Source organism: Alistipes sp. Marseille-P5061 (genome assembly GCF_900290115.1).
GTDB lineage: Bacteria > Bacteroidota > Bacteroidia > Bacteroidales > Rikenellaceae > Alistipes > Alistipes excrementigallinarum.
The window spans coordinates 76989-94939 of sequence record NZ_LT985749.1 but is presented as its reverse complement, the minus strand read 5'-3'; the positions used below and the strand labels follow the sequence as shown (position 1 = coordinate 94939).

At 53.3% G+C, this 17951-nt stretch carries 15 protein-coding genes; all 15 read left to right on the top strand.

Features of this window, described 5'->3' with window-relative positions; genetic code table 11:
• Nucleotides 1–1365 carry a DUF1735 and LamG domain-containing protein gene (locus C8267_RS04315; RefSeq protein WP_106633806.1) on the top strand — a complete coding sequence of 455 codons (1365 nt, stop codon included), beginning with the start codon at nucleotides 1–3 and terminating at the stop codon, nucleotides 1363–1365.
• Nucleotides 1366–1385: 20 nt separating this feature from the next.
• Complete coding sequence (locus C8267_RS04310) at nucleotides 1386–3008, top strand: BT_3987 domain-containing protein (RefSeq protein WP_158699709.1); 1623 nt, start codon at nucleotides 1386–1388, stop codon at nucleotides 3006–3008.
• A gap of 61 nt (nucleotides 3009–3069) precedes the next feature.
• The gene (locus tag C8267_RS04305) at nucleotides 3070–4140 is read left to right on the top strand and encodes a glycosyl hydrolase family 18 protein (protein WP_106633804.1); all 1071 of its coding nucleotides are present in this window, start codon (nucleotides 3070–3072) and stop codon (nucleotides 4138–4140) included.
• A gap of 103 nt (nucleotides 4141–4243) precedes the next feature.
• Nucleotides 4244–4378 carry a hypothetical protein gene (locus C8267_RS11095; protein ID WP_262494565.1) on the top strand — a complete coding sequence of 45 codons (135 nt, stop codon included), beginning with the start codon at nucleotides 4244–4246 and terminating at the stop codon, nucleotides 4376–4378.
• Between the two features lie 398 nt (nucleotides 4379–4776).
• Nucleotides 4777–5394, top strand: a complete 618-nt coding sequence (locus C8267_RS04300; RefSeq protein WP_158699708.1) for a hypothetical protein — start codon at nucleotides 4777–4779, stop codon at nucleotides 5392–5394.
• Nucleotides 5395–5868: 474 nt separating this feature from the next.
• Nucleotides 5869–7587 (top strand): hypothetical protein, encoded by a 1719-nt coding sequence (locus C8267_RS11025; protein WP_234025690.1) that lies wholly within the window; start codon nucleotides 5869–5871, stop codon nucleotides 7585–7587.
• A gap of 291 nt (nucleotides 7588–7878) precedes the next feature.
• A complete protein-coding gene (locus C8267_RS04285; RefSeq protein WP_106633800.1) occupies nucleotides 7879–8292 on the top strand; it encodes a hypothetical protein in 414 nt (137 codons plus the stop codon).
• A gap of 13 nt (nucleotides 8293–8305) precedes the next feature.
• Nucleotides 8306–9841 (top strand): vitamin K epoxide reductase family protein, encoded by a 1536-nt coding sequence (locus C8267_RS04280; protein WP_106633799.1) that lies wholly within the window; start codon nucleotides 8306–8308, stop codon nucleotides 9839–9841.
• Between the two features lie 248 nt (nucleotides 9842–10089).
• A complete protein-coding gene (locus C8267_RS04275; RefSeq protein ID WP_106633798.1) occupies nucleotides 10090–10311 on the top strand; it encodes a hypothetical protein in 222 nt (73 codons plus the stop codon).
• A gap of 68 nt (nucleotides 10312–10379) precedes the next feature.
• Nucleotides 10380–11681, top strand: coding sequence for a TlpA disulfide reductase family protein (locus C8267_RS04270; RefSeq protein ID WP_158699707.1), 1302 nt, complete (start codon nucleotides 10380–10382; stop codon nucleotides 11679–11681).
• Nucleotides 11682–12087: 406 nt separating this feature from the next.
• Entirely contained in the window at nucleotides 12088–13353 is a 1266-nt protein-coding gene (locus C8267_RS04265; RefSeq protein ID WP_106633796.1) for a TlpA family protein disulfide reductase, read from the top strand.
• A 250-nt stretch (nucleotides 13354–13603) separates the two neighbouring features.
• Nucleotides 13604–13819: a hypothetical protein gene (locus tag C8267_RS10895; RefSeq protein WP_158699706.1), complete on the top strand. Its 216-nt coding sequence runs from the start codon at nucleotides 13604–13606 to the stop codon at nucleotides 13817–13819.
• A gap of 63 nt (nucleotides 13820–13882) precedes the next feature.
• Nucleotides 13883–15127 carry a TlpA family protein disulfide reductase gene (locus C8267_RS04260; RefSeq protein ID WP_106633795.1) on the top strand — a complete coding sequence of 415 codons (1245 nt, stop codon included), beginning with the start codon at nucleotides 13883–13885 and terminating at the stop codon, nucleotides 15125–15127.
• Nucleotides 15128–15145: 18 nt separating this feature from the next.
• Entirely contained in the window at nucleotides 15146–17401 is a 2256-nt protein-coding gene (locus C8267_RS04255; protein ID WP_106633794.1) for a peptidase domain-containing ABC transporter, read from the top strand.
• Between the two features lie 245 nt (nucleotides 17402–17646).
• Nucleotides 17647–17898: a hypothetical protein gene (locus C8267_RS10890; RefSeq protein WP_158699705.1), complete on the top strand. Its 252-nt coding sequence runs from the start codon at nucleotides 17647–17649 to the stop codon at nucleotides 17896–17898.
• Nucleotides 17899–17951 lie beyond the last annotated feature (53 nt).

Below are 17951 nucleotides of genomic sequence, written 5' to 3'. Positions count from 1 at the left end.
ATGAAAACACGGAAAAATATGCTGTTGCTGGCCTGCATCGGAATGGTTGCGGTCCAGACGGCCTGCACCAACTACGACGCCGACGACCACAAGTTCGGCAACGTGGTCTACCTCGACGTGGCGGAGACTTCCGAGGTGCAGGCGGCAACAATCAAGAATACGCTCGATGTCTTCGATCGCACCTTTGCGGCGACGCTGGCCTATCCGTCGGAGCAGGACGTGACGCTGACGGTGACGGTCGATCCGTCGCTGGTCGAGCGATACAATGCCCGTTACGGCACCGCATGGCCGATGCTCGACGCGAAGTATTACACCCTTTCGGCCGAAACCGCGACCATCGCTGCCGGGAAGACGACCTCCGAGACGCTGACGCTCCGTTTGCAGCACCTGCTGGGCGAGGGCGAGGAGCAGGCCGGAGCTCTGCCGCTCGACGAAACCTACCTTGTGCCGGTGACGATCGCGCAGTCGTCGGTCCCGACGCTGGCGACCTCCTCGACGGTCTATTACGTGGTGAAACGTTCGTCGAACATCACCGTTGCGGCGCAGCTCGGCGAGGGCAACTGGATTAACTTCCCGACGCTGGACACCTACGGGACAAACAGTCAGGCGTGGAACGGCTTGACGGCCGTGACCTATGAGGCGCTGATCTACATTGACCAGTTTGCCACCTCGACCGTCACCTCCGACGGGAACACCAATGCCGTCAATATCTCCTCGGTGATGGGTGTCGAGCAGTACCTCCTGCTTCGTATCGGCGACACGAACTTTGAGCGTCAGCAGCTGCAGTTCGACGGTTCGGGCTCCGGTTCGAAATTCGGCAAGTTCCCCGAGCGCGATGCCACGAAGAACCTCTCGGCCGGACAGTGGTACCATGTGGCCTGCACCTACGACCAGGCAACCCGCCGCGTCTGCGTCTATGTCAACGGCGAGCTGCAGAGCGAGGGCACCGAAATGGGTCTCACCTCGATGAGTGAGGATACGCGCATCAACCTTGCCATGCGTGCGCTTTATGACTTCTATCTGAAGAATCCGACGGAGGACAACGAGAAGAAGTACGGCGGTTTCGGCGATGCCTACCAGTTCTTCATTGGCAAGTCGTATGATGATTACCGCCCGCTGAACGGCAAGATTGCCGAGGCGCGCGTCTGGTCCGTGGCCCGCACGCAGCAGCAAATCTGGGAGAACATGTACGAAATTGCCAATCCCGAGAGTGATCCGACCCTGTTGGGTTACTGGAAATTCAACGAGGGTGCCGGGAATACCGTCAAGGACTACTCGATGTACGGTAACGACGGCGTGGCCGAGACCGACATTGTTTGGCCCGACGGTATTGAAATTCCGAAAATCAACGAAACCGAGGAATAACTATGAAACGGAACTATGATATGAAACAGGGAATCTTTGTATTCCTAATGGCCATGGGGGCGCTCTTTTTGGCCTCCTGTGAGGCGGATCCGGTAGATACGACACGTGGAGAACTCCCCGACAAGGAGCCGCTGGAGAATACCTATGTGTCGGTTCGCAGCCAGTTTTCTTCCGTAGAACGGTCGGTTGTCTATTTGATGGAGGGCACGGGGACGACATCCGACCCGATGTATTGTCGTTTGAACCGCCCGGCCGAGAAAAATCTGAATCTTCAGACAGCTCCGGATGAATCGCTGGTCGAAATCTATAACACCAAATACGGAACTGATTTTCTGACCATGCCGGCCGCCAACATTCAGATTGCCGATGACGGACAAATCTCGATAGCCGCCGGGGAACGAATCTCCGAGAAAATAAAAGTGACCTTTAAGGCCGACGGGCTTGAAGCAGGGAAATACCTGGCCCCGATTGTGGTGTCGTCGGACGATGTGGCTATGTCCGATGACGGCGGCATCCTCTACTATGTTGTCAAGGTCCGCAAACCGGAGGTCGGCGATTACGAACTGGACCCCGTAAATACGACGGTATTTTATGTAAATACCTCTGAATATTCGCCTCTGTTGGCTGACGTTTGGGTCATAACAAAAGAAGATTTAATGAATCCAAGTGTCCCGAATCTATGGGAACGAACGTATGGCAATATCGTCAATTTGCGCGTGGTTCAGATTGGCTATGACGAGGCTACTGAGCGGGCCATGCTGGTGCTTAACTCGGATATCCGTTACGTTTTGGAGCATGCCGACCTGCATATCCGACCTTTGCAGGACAAGGGTCGCAAGGTTTGCCTTTCGATTGAAGGCGGCAGTACCGGATTGGGCTTCTGCAACTTGACCGATACACAGATTGCAGACTTCGTGGCACAGGTCAAGGCTTGTCTTGAAACCTACGACATCGATGGAGTGAACCTTTGGGACCGCAATTCTGGGTACGGTGAGGTGGAGGGAATGCCTGCCATGAATACCACTTCCTATCCAAAACTGATCAAGGCCCTGCGCGAAACGCTTGGCTCGGATAAATTGGTAACACTTACCGATTATGAGGAACCGACCGAATATTTTTGGGATACAGAGGCGACCGGAGGCATCGAGGTCGGGAAATACCTCGACTATGCATGGTCGGGCTATATGAGCGAGGACGAGGACGTGCAGATTCTTGACCCGTGGGGTCGAATTGACCAAAGTGAGGGCGAAATGAACGGCATGATGTTCCCTGTAAACAATCATCTTCGTAAGCCAATTGCAGGATTGGAACAATCTCAGTATGGAGCATTTGCTGTGCCTTTTTACTCAGCAACCAGTTCATTTAATCTCAATATGATAGGTTTAATGAATCTTTGGGTATGGAGAATGTTAGGCTGGAGTTCTAATAATATCCTTATGTTCGGAGACCTTATTACGAATATTCAAGGAGAATATGAAGGACAATGGAATAACATTATTAGTACAACTCTAATGGTATATGAACCGGACGGTATGGATGGAATGTATGGATATGGGGTGTATATTTCTCATAATTCTAATGGAAATGTATTCGACCCTAATACCGTAGGCTTATATTATGGAGATTATTCGAAAAATTGGTAATACTCGATAGGACTTATGTCCATCTTCAACAAAATTATTCTAACCTAAATTCACAGAAGTTATGAAAAAACATCTTTTAACTTTGGCAACGGTCTTGTTTGCTGCAGGTGCTTTGTTTACTTCGTGTGCAAACAATCCGGAGGAACCGCAGATTCAGTCTGACGGGACTCAAATCTCGACCCGTGCTTACGGAGACAAGTCTCCGAAGATTATGGTCTATGTGGAGACCAACGATGTCAATCCGCTCAATGCCCTTTGCTGGGAGATGAATGGTGAAAAGTTCATCGACATTCTCAATCTCTTTGCCTCGAACATCCACAAGGATTCCGACGGATACCCGACGGTTTATCTCAACGATAAACTGACCCGTATTCTGGAGCCCGATCCCAACAATCCGACGACAACAGGTTTCCACAAGTATGTGAAACCGTTGCAGGAGGAAGGTATCAAAGTCTGCATGACCTCGCTGGGTGACTGGCAGGGAATTGGAGTCGCCAATTTGACCCCTGAAATGGCTGACCGATATGCCGATATTCTGGTTTACTGTGTAGATCGTTATGGCCTGGACGGAATCAATTTCGATGATGAATATGCCAATTATTCTTCGACAATTTATAATTCATATTCTCATGTAATCAAGGCTCTTCGCGCCAAGCTCGATGCCAAATTTGGTGCAGGTAACAAACTGATTACGGTATTCCAGTGGGGGAACTACAACCAGATTGATGTTACCGCCGGAGGAATGATTGACTATGCAGATCATGGAACATTTGGGTCGAATATTTTCTATTCCTCAAGCTCTATTTTAGGCGTTACGAATGACCGTTGGATGCCGCAGGCTATCAATATAGGATATTCGTATAATTCGATTTATTTGACTCAAATCACCAACCGTTCCGCTCAAACCGCAAATGGCAATTATGCGGGTATTATGATGTTCAACCTGCGGCCCTCCAATGATGTGAGTCCGCAGCCGGTATTCCAGGCCATTGCAAATGGGGCATATAATAGAGCAACTGTTTCGAATGTTTGCAGCACTCCGTACACCCAGGATTGGGAATTTATCTCCAGCGGTTTTGAACTGACGAAGGACGATGTGCCTGCCTACCAGCCTACCTATACGGGAAACTAACCTCTCGCAATGTGATGTAAGTCCGTATATCGAGTAATCAAGCTGTACCACCGGGCCCGCGCATCGTTGCGATGTGCGGGCTGTTTATAAAACAAATAATCTTGTGCTCTATGGCCTTTTGGATTTAGCTATGGGGGTTATCGGAAAAGCAGCGACTTATGACGGGAACAGCTATGCAAAAAACTGGATTTCTACAGGGAGCCAAACCATCACCCGCAATGATTGTGATTTGCCCTAAATAAAAAAGCTGCCGTATTTTATCCGCATATCGAGTAATCAAGCTGTACCACCGGCTTTGATGTCGCTCATGCTTCTAACGGCAGCTTTATATGGTTCACAAAAAAGGCACGAACTCAACCCATACCACCCGAGGCTCGCAAAAACCCGACGAAATGATAGGTTGATTCGTGCCTGTTTACACGAACCACCTATCATCCTATTCGTCTCATAAAATTTTGCGATTTCGGGTGGTGACGATAGGATTACGCACAATCATATTCTGATTGCTTTTGCAAAGGTAAACATAATAATTGAGAACTAAAAATAACAGATGTAAATCCCGAAAATCCAGCCAACCTTAATACGATGTATGATTATTTATATTTTCTACATTGTGTCTCTCTCACAGTCCCGGTCATGCAAAAGAGTGTCAAAAGGCTTGAGAAATGTGATTTTATTGTGCAGCTGTTTGCTTTGATTGACAAACCGTTGCGTGATGATGAGCGAAAAAGCCTAAATATTGCATATAATCGTTTTGTCAATCGTATTCAGCAAATATCCAAACAGGATGGGTGTTCAAGGCTGGACTCGTTGCAGCTGTTGGCACGGATTCGCGAAACTTTGGTTCAACTGCTGGAAAACTACAACGACTCGGCCTCTCTACAATACATGTTAATCCGTTCATCACTCACTTTGGTAGATTTCGAGAAGCAGATGATTTACCTGCAGCTAAAGTACCCGGGAATCCGGGAGATTGCCGCGCAGCGGCGTCACTCGCCGCTGAAAATCTCGAAACGCTTCACCAATTCCGACTTGATGGAGGTGATTGCCGCCTTGTCGGCCGTGGGTTTCTTCTGCCAGCAGGACGACTCCCCGGCCACCTTTATGCAGGTAATCCGCGAGTTTGAGACGCTCTGCAATACGAGTTTCAAGAATCCGGACAATTGCCGCTGGGCCGTCCTGAATCGCAAGAACCGTTTGACCCACTTCCTTGATACGTTGCGGGGTACGCTGGTTGAGTTAAGTCAGAAGTAAACGGAAGTTCGACCGTTCGGTGTTTTGCGGGAGTGGGGTAGTGAGCACCATCCCTGCCGACCATCGCTGACTTGGAAGGTCAGTTGAGGCAAGCCGCCTCGTCCCTTTGTTGTCTTGCCGCCCTTAAATCGACAAGTATGCAGCAGGAGGATGATTTGTGGGCATTGGAGAAGATTGTCCGGTTTGCCCGGACCCTGGGAATCGTATTTCCGGAACTGAACCGTTATTGGTCCTGTTACAATTGGTTTGCGTACTACTCGTTGACCGCTTCCGTCGCTGGTCGGGACTTCAAGAACTTGTCGATGTATGGGCAAAGCAAATTAGGGGCAATGCCGACGACCGTACGGTCACTATCAGAAATTAACAGGTTGATTGTAAAAGGAATATTATCTGTTTTTCCCCGTTTGTTGTCCTTGGGGATATCTGGAGGGAAGAGAATATTTCGTATCTTTGAAGTATCATCAAAACGTACCCATGAAATATTACATATTGCTTATCGGTGCTTTATTAGGGTGTATGTCCTGCGGGGAAAGCCGGAATCAATCGAACAAATTGGATGCGGCAGCCGAATTAATGTTCGACCATCCCGAACAGGCTCTGTCCATATTGAAATCCTTGGATGTTGACGAGATATCAAGCAGGTCCGGCAAGGCTCGTTTTGCTCTTCTTTATACGCAGGCCTTAGACAAGAATCAAATAGAACTCCAAAGCGATTCTCTGATTCATCTGGCGGTGGATTATTATAATCGCAAGGGGTCCGAACAGGAGAAAGCTCTGGCTCATTATTATTATGGATGTGTATATGCCAATCTGCATGATACCGATGTCGCAATGAAGTCGTTGGTTGCAGCGGAGGCCTTTGCGGTCAATACAAATGACAGTTACCTGCAGGGATTAATTCATAGTCGCATTGGAAATCTGTATAGTGATGAATACCTCCAAGAGGATGCTTTGCTGCGTTTTGAAAGGGCCCGAGCGTGTTTCCATCAGGCTGGAGCCGCGCGCAATGAAGCGATTTCGTTGAACAATAAAGCGTATATTTATTATTTGACCGGAGATTTTGCCGCGGCAAAGGAGAGTTGGCAGGAAGCCAAAAAGCTATACCTGACTCTCGGTGATAGGAATGCTGCCTATGCAATCGACGGCAATTTGATTTCAATCCGGTTGGAAGAGGGCAATCCAGTGGATTCCATAAAGAACTCTTTTCGAAAAATCTGTTTCGATTATTACGGTGAACCACACCCTCCGGTTGCGGCGGGGACCTGGCTTGCCATCTATCAGCAGGCGGGCGAATTGGACTCGGCTCGGTTGTGCGGACAGACTATTCTTGCCAACAGACATGAGTTTACGGACCATCAAATTGCCGGATGTTATGCGCTGCTGACCCGGATTGAATCTGATTGCAGCCGCTTCGAGCAGGCGCTTCGCTACAGCCGTTTGTACCAGCATATGGCCGACTCGCTGAATCAAGTCACGCAGCAGACAGCCCTGCAAGAGGTGGAGCAGAAGTACAACAATCGGCTGCTCAAGGCATCGCTGGAGTCTTTTCGATTGAAACATCAGGTTCAGATGGCAGGTATGATTTTCATCCTGATTATCTTGGCTCTTATCGTAGTCCTCGTCGGATATGCTTGGACCCGTCGATATAAGAAGGTCCGCGAGGAGCGCGCCTTGTTGAAACAGGAATTGGATAATCTGCATCAGGTCTACGACGACCTGTCCAATCGGTTCCTACAAGTGAGGCAGATGCTTGATTGTTCCAACGAGCGGGAATCGAAGGTGAGCAAGGCCATCGAAGAGCGGTTGTCCGGTCTGCATCAACTGGTTGAAAAGCTACCGGCAATCAAACCGGCGAATTTCGTCCGTGAGTTCAAAAGGTACATGGCCGTGGATACAAACTCGCAATATGCACTCTATGACCTGCAATACATCGTCAATCAGAAATATTTCGGAATCATCGATTATCTTAAAGCCCGATACCCGGATTTGAACAAACATGATTTAGATTTATGTGCCCTCATGTGCTTTGGCTTTTCCCATGCCGGCATCTGTTACCTCTATGACTATTCAACTTTGGGTTCGTTTTATAACAAACGAAGCCGTTTGAGACGCAAGTTACATCTCTCGCAGGAGGAGAAGATTGAAGATTTCATCAGCAGGCAAATAGCCGAATTGAGGAAAAACGAGGAATAACGAGTCTCAGATTGATAGCAAAAGCGACGAATTAACAAATAATTCGTCGCTTTTTTCATTTGTGCAAAAAATATTTCATCACAGGCATATGTGTGATGTAAGTGTCTTATTTCCATATACATACACAAATATCCCGTCGTAAAGAAGTGCCAGTGTGAGATTTGCCTTTGTAACTTATTGTTTTTCAATGCTAAATCCTGGCAGGTATGATATGGAGCGCGGTCAGGATTCTTGCGGAATAGTCTTCTTTATTATACATTCATGCAACTTAAAACCCTAACATATTCTATTATGAAAAAAACGTTTTTATATGTAGCAATCCTGTTGAGTGGATTATTTATTTCTAGTGGAGCGGCCTCTGCTGCCTCTATTACATTGCAAGATTCGGAGACGGAAGAAATCTACATCCGAGACGTGAAACGACTCGGAGGAAAAGGGACGGGCCAGACCCGCTCTGCGGGGGAAACCGTAGATGCCTGGTATACCCCTACCGGGAACTTGCTAGAGCTAACGTTCCATGAAGGGGTGGGTAATGTAACGGTTTATGTCCTGAATGGAATGAACCAGTGTATTGCAAGCCATAGTTGTAATACAACTATTGAAAGCATTGTATATATGACCGTCAATATGTCGGAGGGCGATATCTATACGATTCAAATTATCGGTTCGAATTATGAAGGGTTCGGAACGTTGAATCTTATGTAAGAGAATTCTCATCATGAAACCTCCGTCGGTATATCTGTTGAATACCCTGTTGCGGAAACAGGGTATTCAACGTGATGCATTGAGGCTGGCCACGGCTTGCTCCCGTCATCCGCTACCGCACAGCATCCGTGCATTAAGCGATACACTCGACGAACTGCAGGTGCCGAATCTGGTCTGCAAGCTGGAGTTCGAACAACTTGCCGAGATTGACGGCGCCTATATCGTGGCAGCCGGTAAGACGGAATATCCTTTCTATCTTGTTGAAAAAAGGGACAGGTCTGGCCGGAAGTTCTGTCTGCGGACCTGTTCAGGTCGGCGGCTTGAGGTCCCGGAAGAGTGGTTTCGCAGCGCTTGGGACGGCACGGTGCTCCTGGCGGAAAAAGGCGATGCGTCGAACGAGATACCCTGGTTCGCCTATTGGTTCAAACAGCTGCTGGCCTTCCTCGACCGGACTGCAGTTTATTGGTTTGCCGGACTGTTCGTTCTGCTGCTTGGTCTCGGCTTGTTGTTGAAACCGCTTGGGTGGGAGGATTTGCGTTATCCGGTCAAGATGCTTGGATGTGCCGTTTCGCTGCTGGTGATTGCCAAATCGTCATTCAATCCGCATCTTGCACAGTCCTTTTGCCGGCTCGGCAAACACGCCGACTGCAATGCGGTCTTCCAGTCGGCCGGAGCCAAACTTTTCGGTTGGATTTCACTCGGCGAATTGTCGTTGGCCTATTTTGCCACATCGCTCTTCTGGGGACTCTTCCTTGCAGAGAATCCTGCGGCCCTCTTCCGGTGGCTTGATGTATTGGCCATTCCCTTTGTTGTCTATTCGCTGGGCTGGCAAATCCGTCATCGACGATGGTGTACGTTGTGTCTGGCAATCGATGCGGTACTGCTGGCTGATTTCGGTGTGGAGTTGTTTTTCGGACCCGACAAAGTCGTGGAACGGGGTCTCTGGATTGATGTGGCTGGATATTGTTTGGTCTTCGCATGTATGGTGTTGGGAATCAGGTGCTCCGTTACCCAGGCGGAAATGACCGTGGAGATGCCGCGGCTTCTGGCTCTTCGGGAACACATGCTGAGTGATTCGGATTTGTTCGAGCTTCAGCTTGCCCGTTGTCGGGAGGAGCCGGTCCGCAGCGGTTCGGCCTCCCCGCTCCATAACGGAGTTGAGAGCGGGCGTACCGTTACCGTTGTGATGAATCCTTCGTGTCCTAAATGTGCCCGGGTTCATCGGCAACTCGGCCTGCTGGGTGATTGCCGGGTTGAGCTGCTGTTTGCCGTGAACGACGGGGACCACCTTTCGAATGATGCGGCCCTGCTGATAATCACCACATGGATTACGAAGGGTTGGGCAGAGGCTGACCGACAAATCGGAATATGGTACGAACGGCGTGAAATGATTGTTCGGACCAAGATTCATCCGCAGGCTATCTCAATCTTGCAGGCTCACAGGTCCTATTGTCAGGCAGTCGGTATCGAGGGAACTCCGACCGTTCTGGTGGACAACCGCCGCTTGCCGGATACGTATGATGTGGAGGATTTGAAATATCTATTTTGACGCAACGCAGTATAGACTGTTCGAATTGGGTTTCGCCAGCCCGTGACAACAAAAGAACCTTCCCACGAGGAAGCAAAACCGAGTGTGACAGCTCAAAAGTTTAACTAAAACGCAGAAAGGCGTCGTAAAGATAAGCAACTTTTTCCGAATCGAGTGAAGCCGATGGCGGAAAACGGCAGTTCCGAACACCTGTCGAGACGCAAAGGTCCGGACCAACGCAAATTTTAAACCGATAAAAAACTACGACTATGAAAACGATGAAAGATTTTGCAGCACAGCAGCTCTCGAAGAAGCAGATGAACCAAGTGAAAGGCGGTACAGCCTGCCGTGCTTACAGCAAAGCGAACGGAGAAGAAATTGCTCATGGAGATTTCCCGGGGCAGACAACAGCTGGTGCTACTGTGAGGATGGAGATTGAACTCAATCGGGCCGGTTGGCAACAAGGAAGTTATACGGTAATCTGCGCATAGTTCACACAAGAGAGACAGGAGAAACCTCCTGTCTCTTACCTCCTATGTCTCGTTTAAAAACCGTCATTATGAAACATTGGCTTATTTCCCTGCTTTTTTTGTCGTCAGCGACCCTGGCCTTGGGACAGCGTCCGTCTCCCATTCACATTTCGGGAATGGTTGCCGACAGCCTCAACGTCGAAGGCCGTACGGCCTATCTCTTCATCAGTTTCGAAAATCAGGCGGCTTTCATCGACTCCTGCCGGATTCGCGGTGGGCATTTTGTGCTGGAGGGGCAAATCCCGTTCGATGAGGTAACGGCAGAGGTCCTCATCGACCGGGTTCCGCTCTCTTCCGGTTCAATCGTTGTCCGAAGTGGCGACCGGATTGAGTTCGACTTTGCGCCGTTGGGGCGCATGGGACGTCCCGACGTGTCGGGTTCCGCATCCCAGGAGGAGTTGTGCAGGCTCCTCAAGGCCCCGGTCGTTGCCCTTCGCAAACGGCTGCAGGCCGAATTCATGCAGCTGCCGGCCGGCGACAATCGCCGCGCGGCACTCGGGGAGCGCATTGACTCCTGCTTCCGTGCGGAGGCGGTGTTGTGGCGGGAGTTGCTGCGTACCACCCGAAGCGGGTTCAATGCGGTATATGCCTGTCTGAACCTTTTGCCGGACATGACGGAGCGCGAACAGACCGAGACATACGCATATATCCGTACGGAATTCCCCGACGATGTGAATTTCTCGACACTCACCGGGACAACACCCTCCGGAATGCCCGTAGCCGCAATGACCCCCGAAAGCCGTGAGGCATTCAATCGTTATGCCCGTATTGTGGGCGACCCTCTTCCTTACCCGGAGACGCGAGAAGAGCGGGGCGAATCTGAACTCACGATAACTCCGCCCGATTCCGCAGCTCCGGATGCAGAGAGCTCTGCGGCATCCGCGTCGGTTTATGGGCCGGGGGATTTGGTGGCGGATTTTTCGCTGCCCGACCGAAACGGCAATGCGGTTGCGTGGAGCAGCCTTGCGACGCCATATGTGCTGCTCGACTTCTGGGCGTCGTGGTGCGGGCCGTGCCGTGAGGAGGTGCCGTCGCTGCTGGCCGCCGTCCGGGATTACGGGGAGGAGCTCTCGGTCTATGCGGTCTCCATCGACGAGAACCTGAACCGCTGGAAACAGGCTATTGAGGCGGACGGGAGCGGAGAGGCGCTGACCCATGTCATTCTGCGCAAGGACAATGCGAACTACGACTCTCTGTTCCGCCGGTTCGACATCCGGACCATCCCGCACAACCTGCTGCTGGATGAAGAGCGCCGGGTCGTGGCGGTCGATTTGCGGGGCGACGCCCTGCGCGAGTGGCTTGGAAAGGCCTCGCGGAGTGAAAGACGGTAAAATGGATGTTGCGACGGCTGTCGTATCGCACGCGGCCGCTTCGTGCCGACACCCTGAAGAATTGAGACCAAAAGAGGCCCTGGGTGATTCCTCCGGTTGCGGCCCCGAGCCTGTGGCCCGCTGGCAGGCCTCGGGTGCGTGATTCGTTCTTGCAACCTCCGGTTCGGTGGCGGTCAAAATCCATGAGCCGCTGGACGCGAACCTTCCGCTTCCGGGTCAGCCCGGCCTTCGGCAGGAGTGTCTTGCCGCTTTGCCGGCATCCGGGCAGGAGCGGTAATGTGCGGCGGCAAAGAGCGTGCAGACCCGCGTCATCCTGTGTGGCGGCAATGCGCGGCGCCGACCCTCCGTCCCATCGGCCCGGCCCCTCATTTTGAAAAATGTTCCTTCCCGAATAGAAAAACCAATCATGAAAAACTGTCTCTCCCTTCTTGCGGCGGTTGCCCTCCTGCTTGGCCTGTACTCATGCGGCGGCAACCGCTTCCGGCTCGAGGTCGAAACGGCCCCCGAGACCGGGTGCGACAACTGCGCGGTCTACCTCTTTGCCCGCATGGGCAACCAGCTCACGCTGGTCGACTCCGCGCGGCTGGTCCGTCATGCGGCGCAGCTCTCGGGTCCGCTTCCCGACCCTGAGAGCCTGGTCGAACTGCTCATCCCGGGGCAGGGGAGCTACATCCTGCTTGCAGCCCGCGGGGAGCGGGTCTCGCTGCGCATCGACACTGCCGCACGCTCCTTCTTCCCCGCCTGCCGCGGCTCGTTCGCCACGGAGCGCATGACCGAAATCAGCCGCCGCTATCGGGAAATCGGATACGGGGCGCTGGAGCAGCTGCGCAGCGAGGCGGCCGTTCCGGGGCTCGATGCCCGGCGCCGGCAGGAGCTCGAGACCCTGCTTGCGGCCCGCGAGGCGGAGCTCGACTCCCTGGCCCGCTCGGCGATTTTCAACGACCGGAGCGCGCTGCTGGCCGTCGTTGCGACGATGTGGTATGCCGACACCTCCCCGAACATGACCGAGGACAGCCTCCGCGCCCTGGTCCGGCAGCTTCGTGCACACTTCCCCGGAAGCCCCTGCCTCAACTCGCTCGATGAGCAGGCGGCGCCCGAGCCGCCGACCCGCGAGAGCATGCGGACGGAGAACCTCCGTGCGCGGCTTTCGGGCCTTCCGGAGCCCTATCCCGAGGGGGCGGAGCAGGCACCCGGGGGCGCACCGGAGCCGGAGCCCGGGACGGAGGCGTGCTCCCTGCCGCCCTACGCCGTCGGAGAGCGGGTCGAAGCCTTCTCGCTTCCCGACGGGGAGGGGGTGCGGCGGAACCCGCTGGAGGCTACGGAGGAGTATGTGCTGCTCGACTTCTGGGCGTCGTGGTGCGCCCCCTGCCGCAGGGAGCTCCCCGGGCTGCTCGATGCGGCGAGCCGTTTCGACGGGGTGCTCTCCGTCTGCGCCGTCTCGGTCGACGAGGATGCCGCCGCCTGGAGGAGCGCCGTGGAGCAGGAGGGGCTTTCGCCGCTGCTCAACCTCCGCCTCGACCGCAGCGATGCCTCGTTCGCGGAGCTGGTCGCCCGCTTCGATATCCGGACCATCCCGCACAACCTGCTGCTGGATGGGGAGCGCCGGGTCGTGGCGGTCGATTTGCGGGGCGACGCCCTGCGCGAGTGGCTCGAAAAGGAGCTGAAGAGGTGAGAGCCGGGAAAAATTTGTCATACATTTTCCCCGTCAGCCCACACGGTGATGGCTCGCAGCCCAACGTCGCTGCAGGCCCATGTTTCCCGCCCCCCCCGGACAATTGGGCTGGGAGAAACAGCTCCTGAAGGGCAGGATATACGGAAAGGCCTTTAAGCGGGAAGATAGCCCCGGTATGGCAGTTCCGGACACCTGTCCAGACGTAAAGGTCCGGACAAACGCAATTTTATAACCACAAAAAACTACAACTATGAAAACAATGAAAGATTTTGCAACTCAGCGATTGACTAAGCAACAGATGAATGCAGTGAGAGGAGGTCGTGTATGCACGGCCGTACTGAAAACATCGCAAGAGACCGTGTCGGTTGAAGTCCCGGATGGTCATGTGATGACAGAAATCATAACAGCCGGGATACTCATTGAGGCGCGTTATGGTGATGTTGCGACCAATATCCAATGTCGTTAATCGCTTAGAGTGGGTACGGCTGAACCCGGCCGTACTCCATTCTTTATCAAAAAGAATGGAATCATGAAGAAGTTCTCATTTTTGTTTTTTGCACTTCTGTTTTCGGCGTGTGCACATCCGGATTTCACGCTCGACATGGCCGTTGCGGACGGGTATGACTTTAACGGGCATCAGGCCTATTTGTTGGGTTATTACGATACGAATTGCGCCGTCTGGCTGGATTCCGTACGGATTGCGGACAACCATGCAACGTTCCGCACGAAGATGCCTTACGACGAAATGTTGTGTGAGGTAATCATCGCGGATTGCCCGACAAGTTTCCGACAGTTCCGTTTCGCCCGTGGAGAACGAGCCTCTTTCATGTTCAATCCGGATTTGCAGACGCTTTATCCTCCGGTTGAGGGCTCCGAGGCCTCGGCGGAGATTGCCGACTATATGGAAGAAATCCGCGCAGGCATGCAGAAACAACGCGCATTGAATATGGCGCTGATGGCCGAGAAGGCTGGGAGCCATAGTGCCGAAGAGCTTCGTCGGGAGTTGGAAAAGGTTTCGGCCGACAGGCGTTCGCTCTCCGTCGAACTGCTTTCCGGAACGAAGAGTTTTCTCAATGCCTTTTCCGCCTGTTTCATGCTGTTCGACCTGCCGGCCGATTCGCTTGCCAAAATCAAGGAGGAGCTCCTTCGTCGCTGGCCGGATGATGTGAATCGTTCCATGCTGACCGGCGTGTCGGCCCTTACGGGAGATTCAATCCGCGAGATGTCGCTTCCCACCAAAGCCGTGCTGAATCGTCGGGCGGTGCTGCTTGGTGATTTGCCCCCGTATCCGGCCGAATCACAAGAAGGGTCGGCAGTCGCATCGGCAAAAACGGCGGTTTATGGGCCGGGGGATTTGGTGGCGGATTTTTCATTGCCCGACCGAAACGGCAATGCGGTTGCGTGGAGCAGCCTAACGACGCCTTATGTGCTGCTCGACTTCTGGGCGTCGTGGTGCGGGCCGTGCCGTGAGGAGGTGCCGTCGCTGCTGGCCGCCGTCCGGGATTACGGGGAGGAGCTCTCGGTCTATGCGGTCTCCATCGACGAGAACCTGAACCGCTGGAAACAGGCTATTGAGGCGGACGGGAGCGGAGAGGCGCTGACCCATGTCATTCTGCGCAAGGACAATGCGAACTACGACTCTCTGTTCCGCCGGTTCGACATCCGGACCATCCCGCACAACCTGCTGCTGGATGAAGAGCGCCGGGTCGTGGCGGTCGATTTGCGGGGCGACGCCCTGCGTGAGTGGTTCGAAAAGGTTTCGCAAAACAATTAGGAAAATTTTATCATACAAATGGCTTTTCCCCACTACACCCAACTCGATGCGATGGATTGCGGGCCGACGTCGCTACGAATCATCGCGCAACATTACGGCCACCATTACTCGTTGCAGACGCTGCGCGAGCGGTGTCATATCACACGCGAAGGGGTTTCGCTGTTGGGTATCAGCGATGCTGCGGAGTCGATTGGGTTTCGCACAACTGGGGTAAAGATTACGTGGAAACAACTGCGCGATGCGGCCACGTTGCCGTGCATCGTCCATTGGAACCAGCAACATTTCGTGGTGGTTTACCGCATCGCCCGGCACCGCGGCAAATGGTGGATATATATATCCGACCCGGCTTCGGGTCTGCTCAAATACGGCGAGGAGGCGTTTCTGAAAGCCTGGATTCAGAGCCGGGAGCTTCCTGATGCGGCAGAGCTATCCGACAGGGCGAGGCACGACACCCGTTCTTCTTTCCTGTCCTCAGGCAAGGGTATTGCGCTGCTTCTGGAGCCCACGCCCCAATTCTACCGGGAGAAAGGCGACGAGGACAAGCGGCTGAAGTTCTCCGGTCTGGTGCAGTACCTGCGACCCTACAGGAGCTACCTGGTGCAGTTGGCGCTGGCGATGCTTACGGCCAGTGTACTGAGCCTCATCCTGCCGTTTCTCACGCAGTCGGTGGTCGACAAGGGCATCGGGACGAACAACCTTTCGTTCGTGGTGATGATGCTTGTGGCGCAGGTGGTGCTGACGCTCGGGCAACTGGCCAACAACCTCATCCGCTCGTGGCTGATGCTGCACATGACCACTCGAATCAGCATTTCGCTCATCTCGGACTTCTTGGCCAAGCTCATGCGACTGCCGATTGCCTTCTTCGACTCGAAGATGGTGGGCGACATCATGCAGCGCATCGGCGACTACGACCGCATCCAGTCGTTCCTCACGGGTTCGCTGCTGAGCATGGGGATGGCCGTGCTCACGTTCGCCATCTACGGGGCGGTTATGGGAGGCTACGACCTAACGATTCTCGGAATCTTCCTGCTGGGCAGCGCCCTCTACATCGGTTGGATTCTGCTCTTTCTGCGTCGGCGTCGCAAACTGGACTATATGCGCTTCCAGGAGGCTTCGGCCAACCAGAGCAACATCGTGCAGCTCATCAACGGCATGCAGGAAATCAAGCTCAACAACTGCGAGAAGCAGAAGCGCTGGGAGTGGGAACGTATCCAGGCACGGCTGTTTCAGGTCTCGATTAAGGGGCTCGTGCTGGGGCAGACACAGGAGGTAGGAGGCACGTTCATCGACCAGACAAAGAATGTCGTAATCTCGTTTCTGGCGGCCTCGGCCGTCATCGAGGGCGAGATGACGCTCGGCATGATGGTCGCTCTGCAGTACATCATTGGACAGTTGAATGCGCCGCTGTCGCAGTTCATCCAGTTCGTTCAGGCAACGCAGGATGCGAAGATTTCGCTCGAACGCCTTTCGGAGGTGCAGGAGAAGGAGGACGAGGAGCCGGCCGACGGGGAGCGGATTCGCGAGATTCCGGATTCGGCCGACCTGGAGTTCCGGGGTGTGACGTTTCAATACGACGGGCCGCACTCGGCCAAGGCGTTGGACGACGTGTCGGTCACAATCCCGGCGCATAAGGTGACGGCCATCGTGGGGGCGAGCGGCTCGGGGAAGACTACGATGCTGAAGCTGCTGCTGGGCTACTATGCTCCGACGGCGGGGGAGGTGCTGCTGGGCGACCGCCGCATTGGACAGTACAGCCCCTCGTGCTGGCGGCGGGCTTGCGGCACGGTGATGCAGGAGGGGTATGTCTTCTCCGACACCATTGCGGGTAACATCGGCGTTTCGGACGAGCGTCCCGACATGGAACGGGTGCGCCGTGCCACGCGTATCGCCAACATTGACACCTTCATCGACGAGTTGCCGCTGGGTTACAACACCAAGATTGGAGCCGACGGCCACGGACTGAGCGTCGGACAGAAGCAGCGGCTTCTGATTGCCCGGGCGGCTTACAAGCGAGCGAAATACCTCTTTTTCGACGAGGCGACCAACTCGCTCGACGCGAACAATGAGCGAACAATCATGGAGCGGCTCGAACGGTTGTTTGAGGAGAAGACGGTCGTGGTGGTTGCGCACCGCCTCTCGACCGTCAGGAACGCCGACAAGATTATTGTGCTGGACCACGGCCGCATTGTCGAACAAGGCACGCATGCCGAGCTCACGGCTAAGCGAGGATACTACTACGAGCTAGTCCGAAACCAGCTGGAGTTGGGAAACTAAAGATATGAATTACACGCAAACTCGTTTTTTGCGGCCTTGCCAGCCGCAGCTGACGAAAAAGCTCTCCTGTGAGAAGGCAAAACAGAGAATGACAAGTTCGTATGTTTAACCAAAACGTAGAAAGGCATTACTAAAGTGGCAAATTTTTTCGGAATCGCGGATGCGACAATGAAAACGGCTGTTCCAGGACATCTGTCGAGAAACAAAAGTCTGAAAATTATTAAATCGATTAAAAAATGTCAATCATGAAAAAGTTTCGAGTTGTTGAAGAAGGACGTAACCTCACTTATAAAGAAATGAGTAAGACTTGTGGAGGAGCATGCTCTGATACCACTCAATTAGCGAGCTGTTCCAGCGTTAAGTTTCTTACTTGTACGCCTTGTGCGTGGTATATGATTTGTACTGACAGCCAATTCAGTATGTGTGGAGCAACCGCATTGGAGACCTGCAAAGGAACGCAGCGAGTTACTATCGATCAATCTAAATTGAATCAATGATTTAAAATTCGATATAGGGTGGATTATTTCGCCCTATATCAATAATCTTCAAC

Coding starts and splice junctions, on each gene's coding strand:
- C8267_RS04315 (WP_106633806.1), top strand. CDS start 1: ATGAAAACACGGAAAAATATGCTGTTGCTGGCCTGCATCGGAATGGTT.
- C8267_RS04310 (WP_158699709.1), top strand. CDS start 1,386: ATGAAACAGGGAATCTTTGTATTCCTAATGGCCATGGGGGCGCTCTTT.
- C8267_RS04305 (WP_106633804.1), top strand. CDS start 3,070: ATGAAAAAACATCTTTTAACTTTGGCAACGGTCTTGTTTGCTGCAGGT.
- C8267_RS04300 (WP_158699708.1), top strand. CDS start 4,777: ATGCAAAAGAGTGTCAAAAGGCTTGAGAAATGTGATTTTATTGTGCAG.
- C8267_RS11025 (WP_234025690.1), top strand. CDS start 5,869: ATGAAATATTACATATTGCTTATCGGTGCTTTATTAGGGTGTATGTCC.
- C8267_RS04285 (WP_106633800.1), top strand. CDS start 7,879: ATGAAAAAAACGTTTTTATATGTAGCAATCCTGTTGAGTGGATTATTT.
- C8267_RS04280 (WP_106633799.1), top strand. CDS start 8,306: ATGAAACCTCCGTCGGTATATCTGTTGAATACCCTGTTGCGGAAACAG.
- C8267_RS04275 (WP_106633798.1), top strand. CDS start 10,090: ATGAAAACGATGAAAGATTTTGCAGCACAGCAGCTCTCGAAGAAGCAG.
- C8267_RS04270 (WP_158699707.1), top strand. CDS start 10,380: ATGAAACATTGGCTTATTTCCCTGCTTTTTTTGTCGTCAGCGACCCTG.
- C8267_RS04265 (WP_106633796.1), top strand. CDS start 12,088: ATGAAAAACTGTCTCTCCCTTCTTGCGGCGGTTGCCCTCCTGCTTGGC.
- C8267_RS10895 (WP_158699706.1), top strand. CDS start 13,604: ATGAAAACAATGAAAGATTTTGCAACTCAGCGATTGACTAAGCAACAG.
- C8267_RS04260 (WP_106633795.1), top strand. CDS start 13,883: ATGAAGAAGTTCTCATTTTTGTTTTTTGCACTTCTGTTTTCGGCGTGT.
- C8267_RS04255 (WP_106633794.1), top strand. CDS start 15,146: ATGGCTTTTCCCCACTACACCCAACTCGATGCGATGGATTGCGGGCCG.
- C8267_RS10890 (WP_158699705.1), top strand. CDS start 17,647: ATGAAAAAGTTTCGAGTTGTTGAAGAAGGACGTAACCTCACTTATAAA.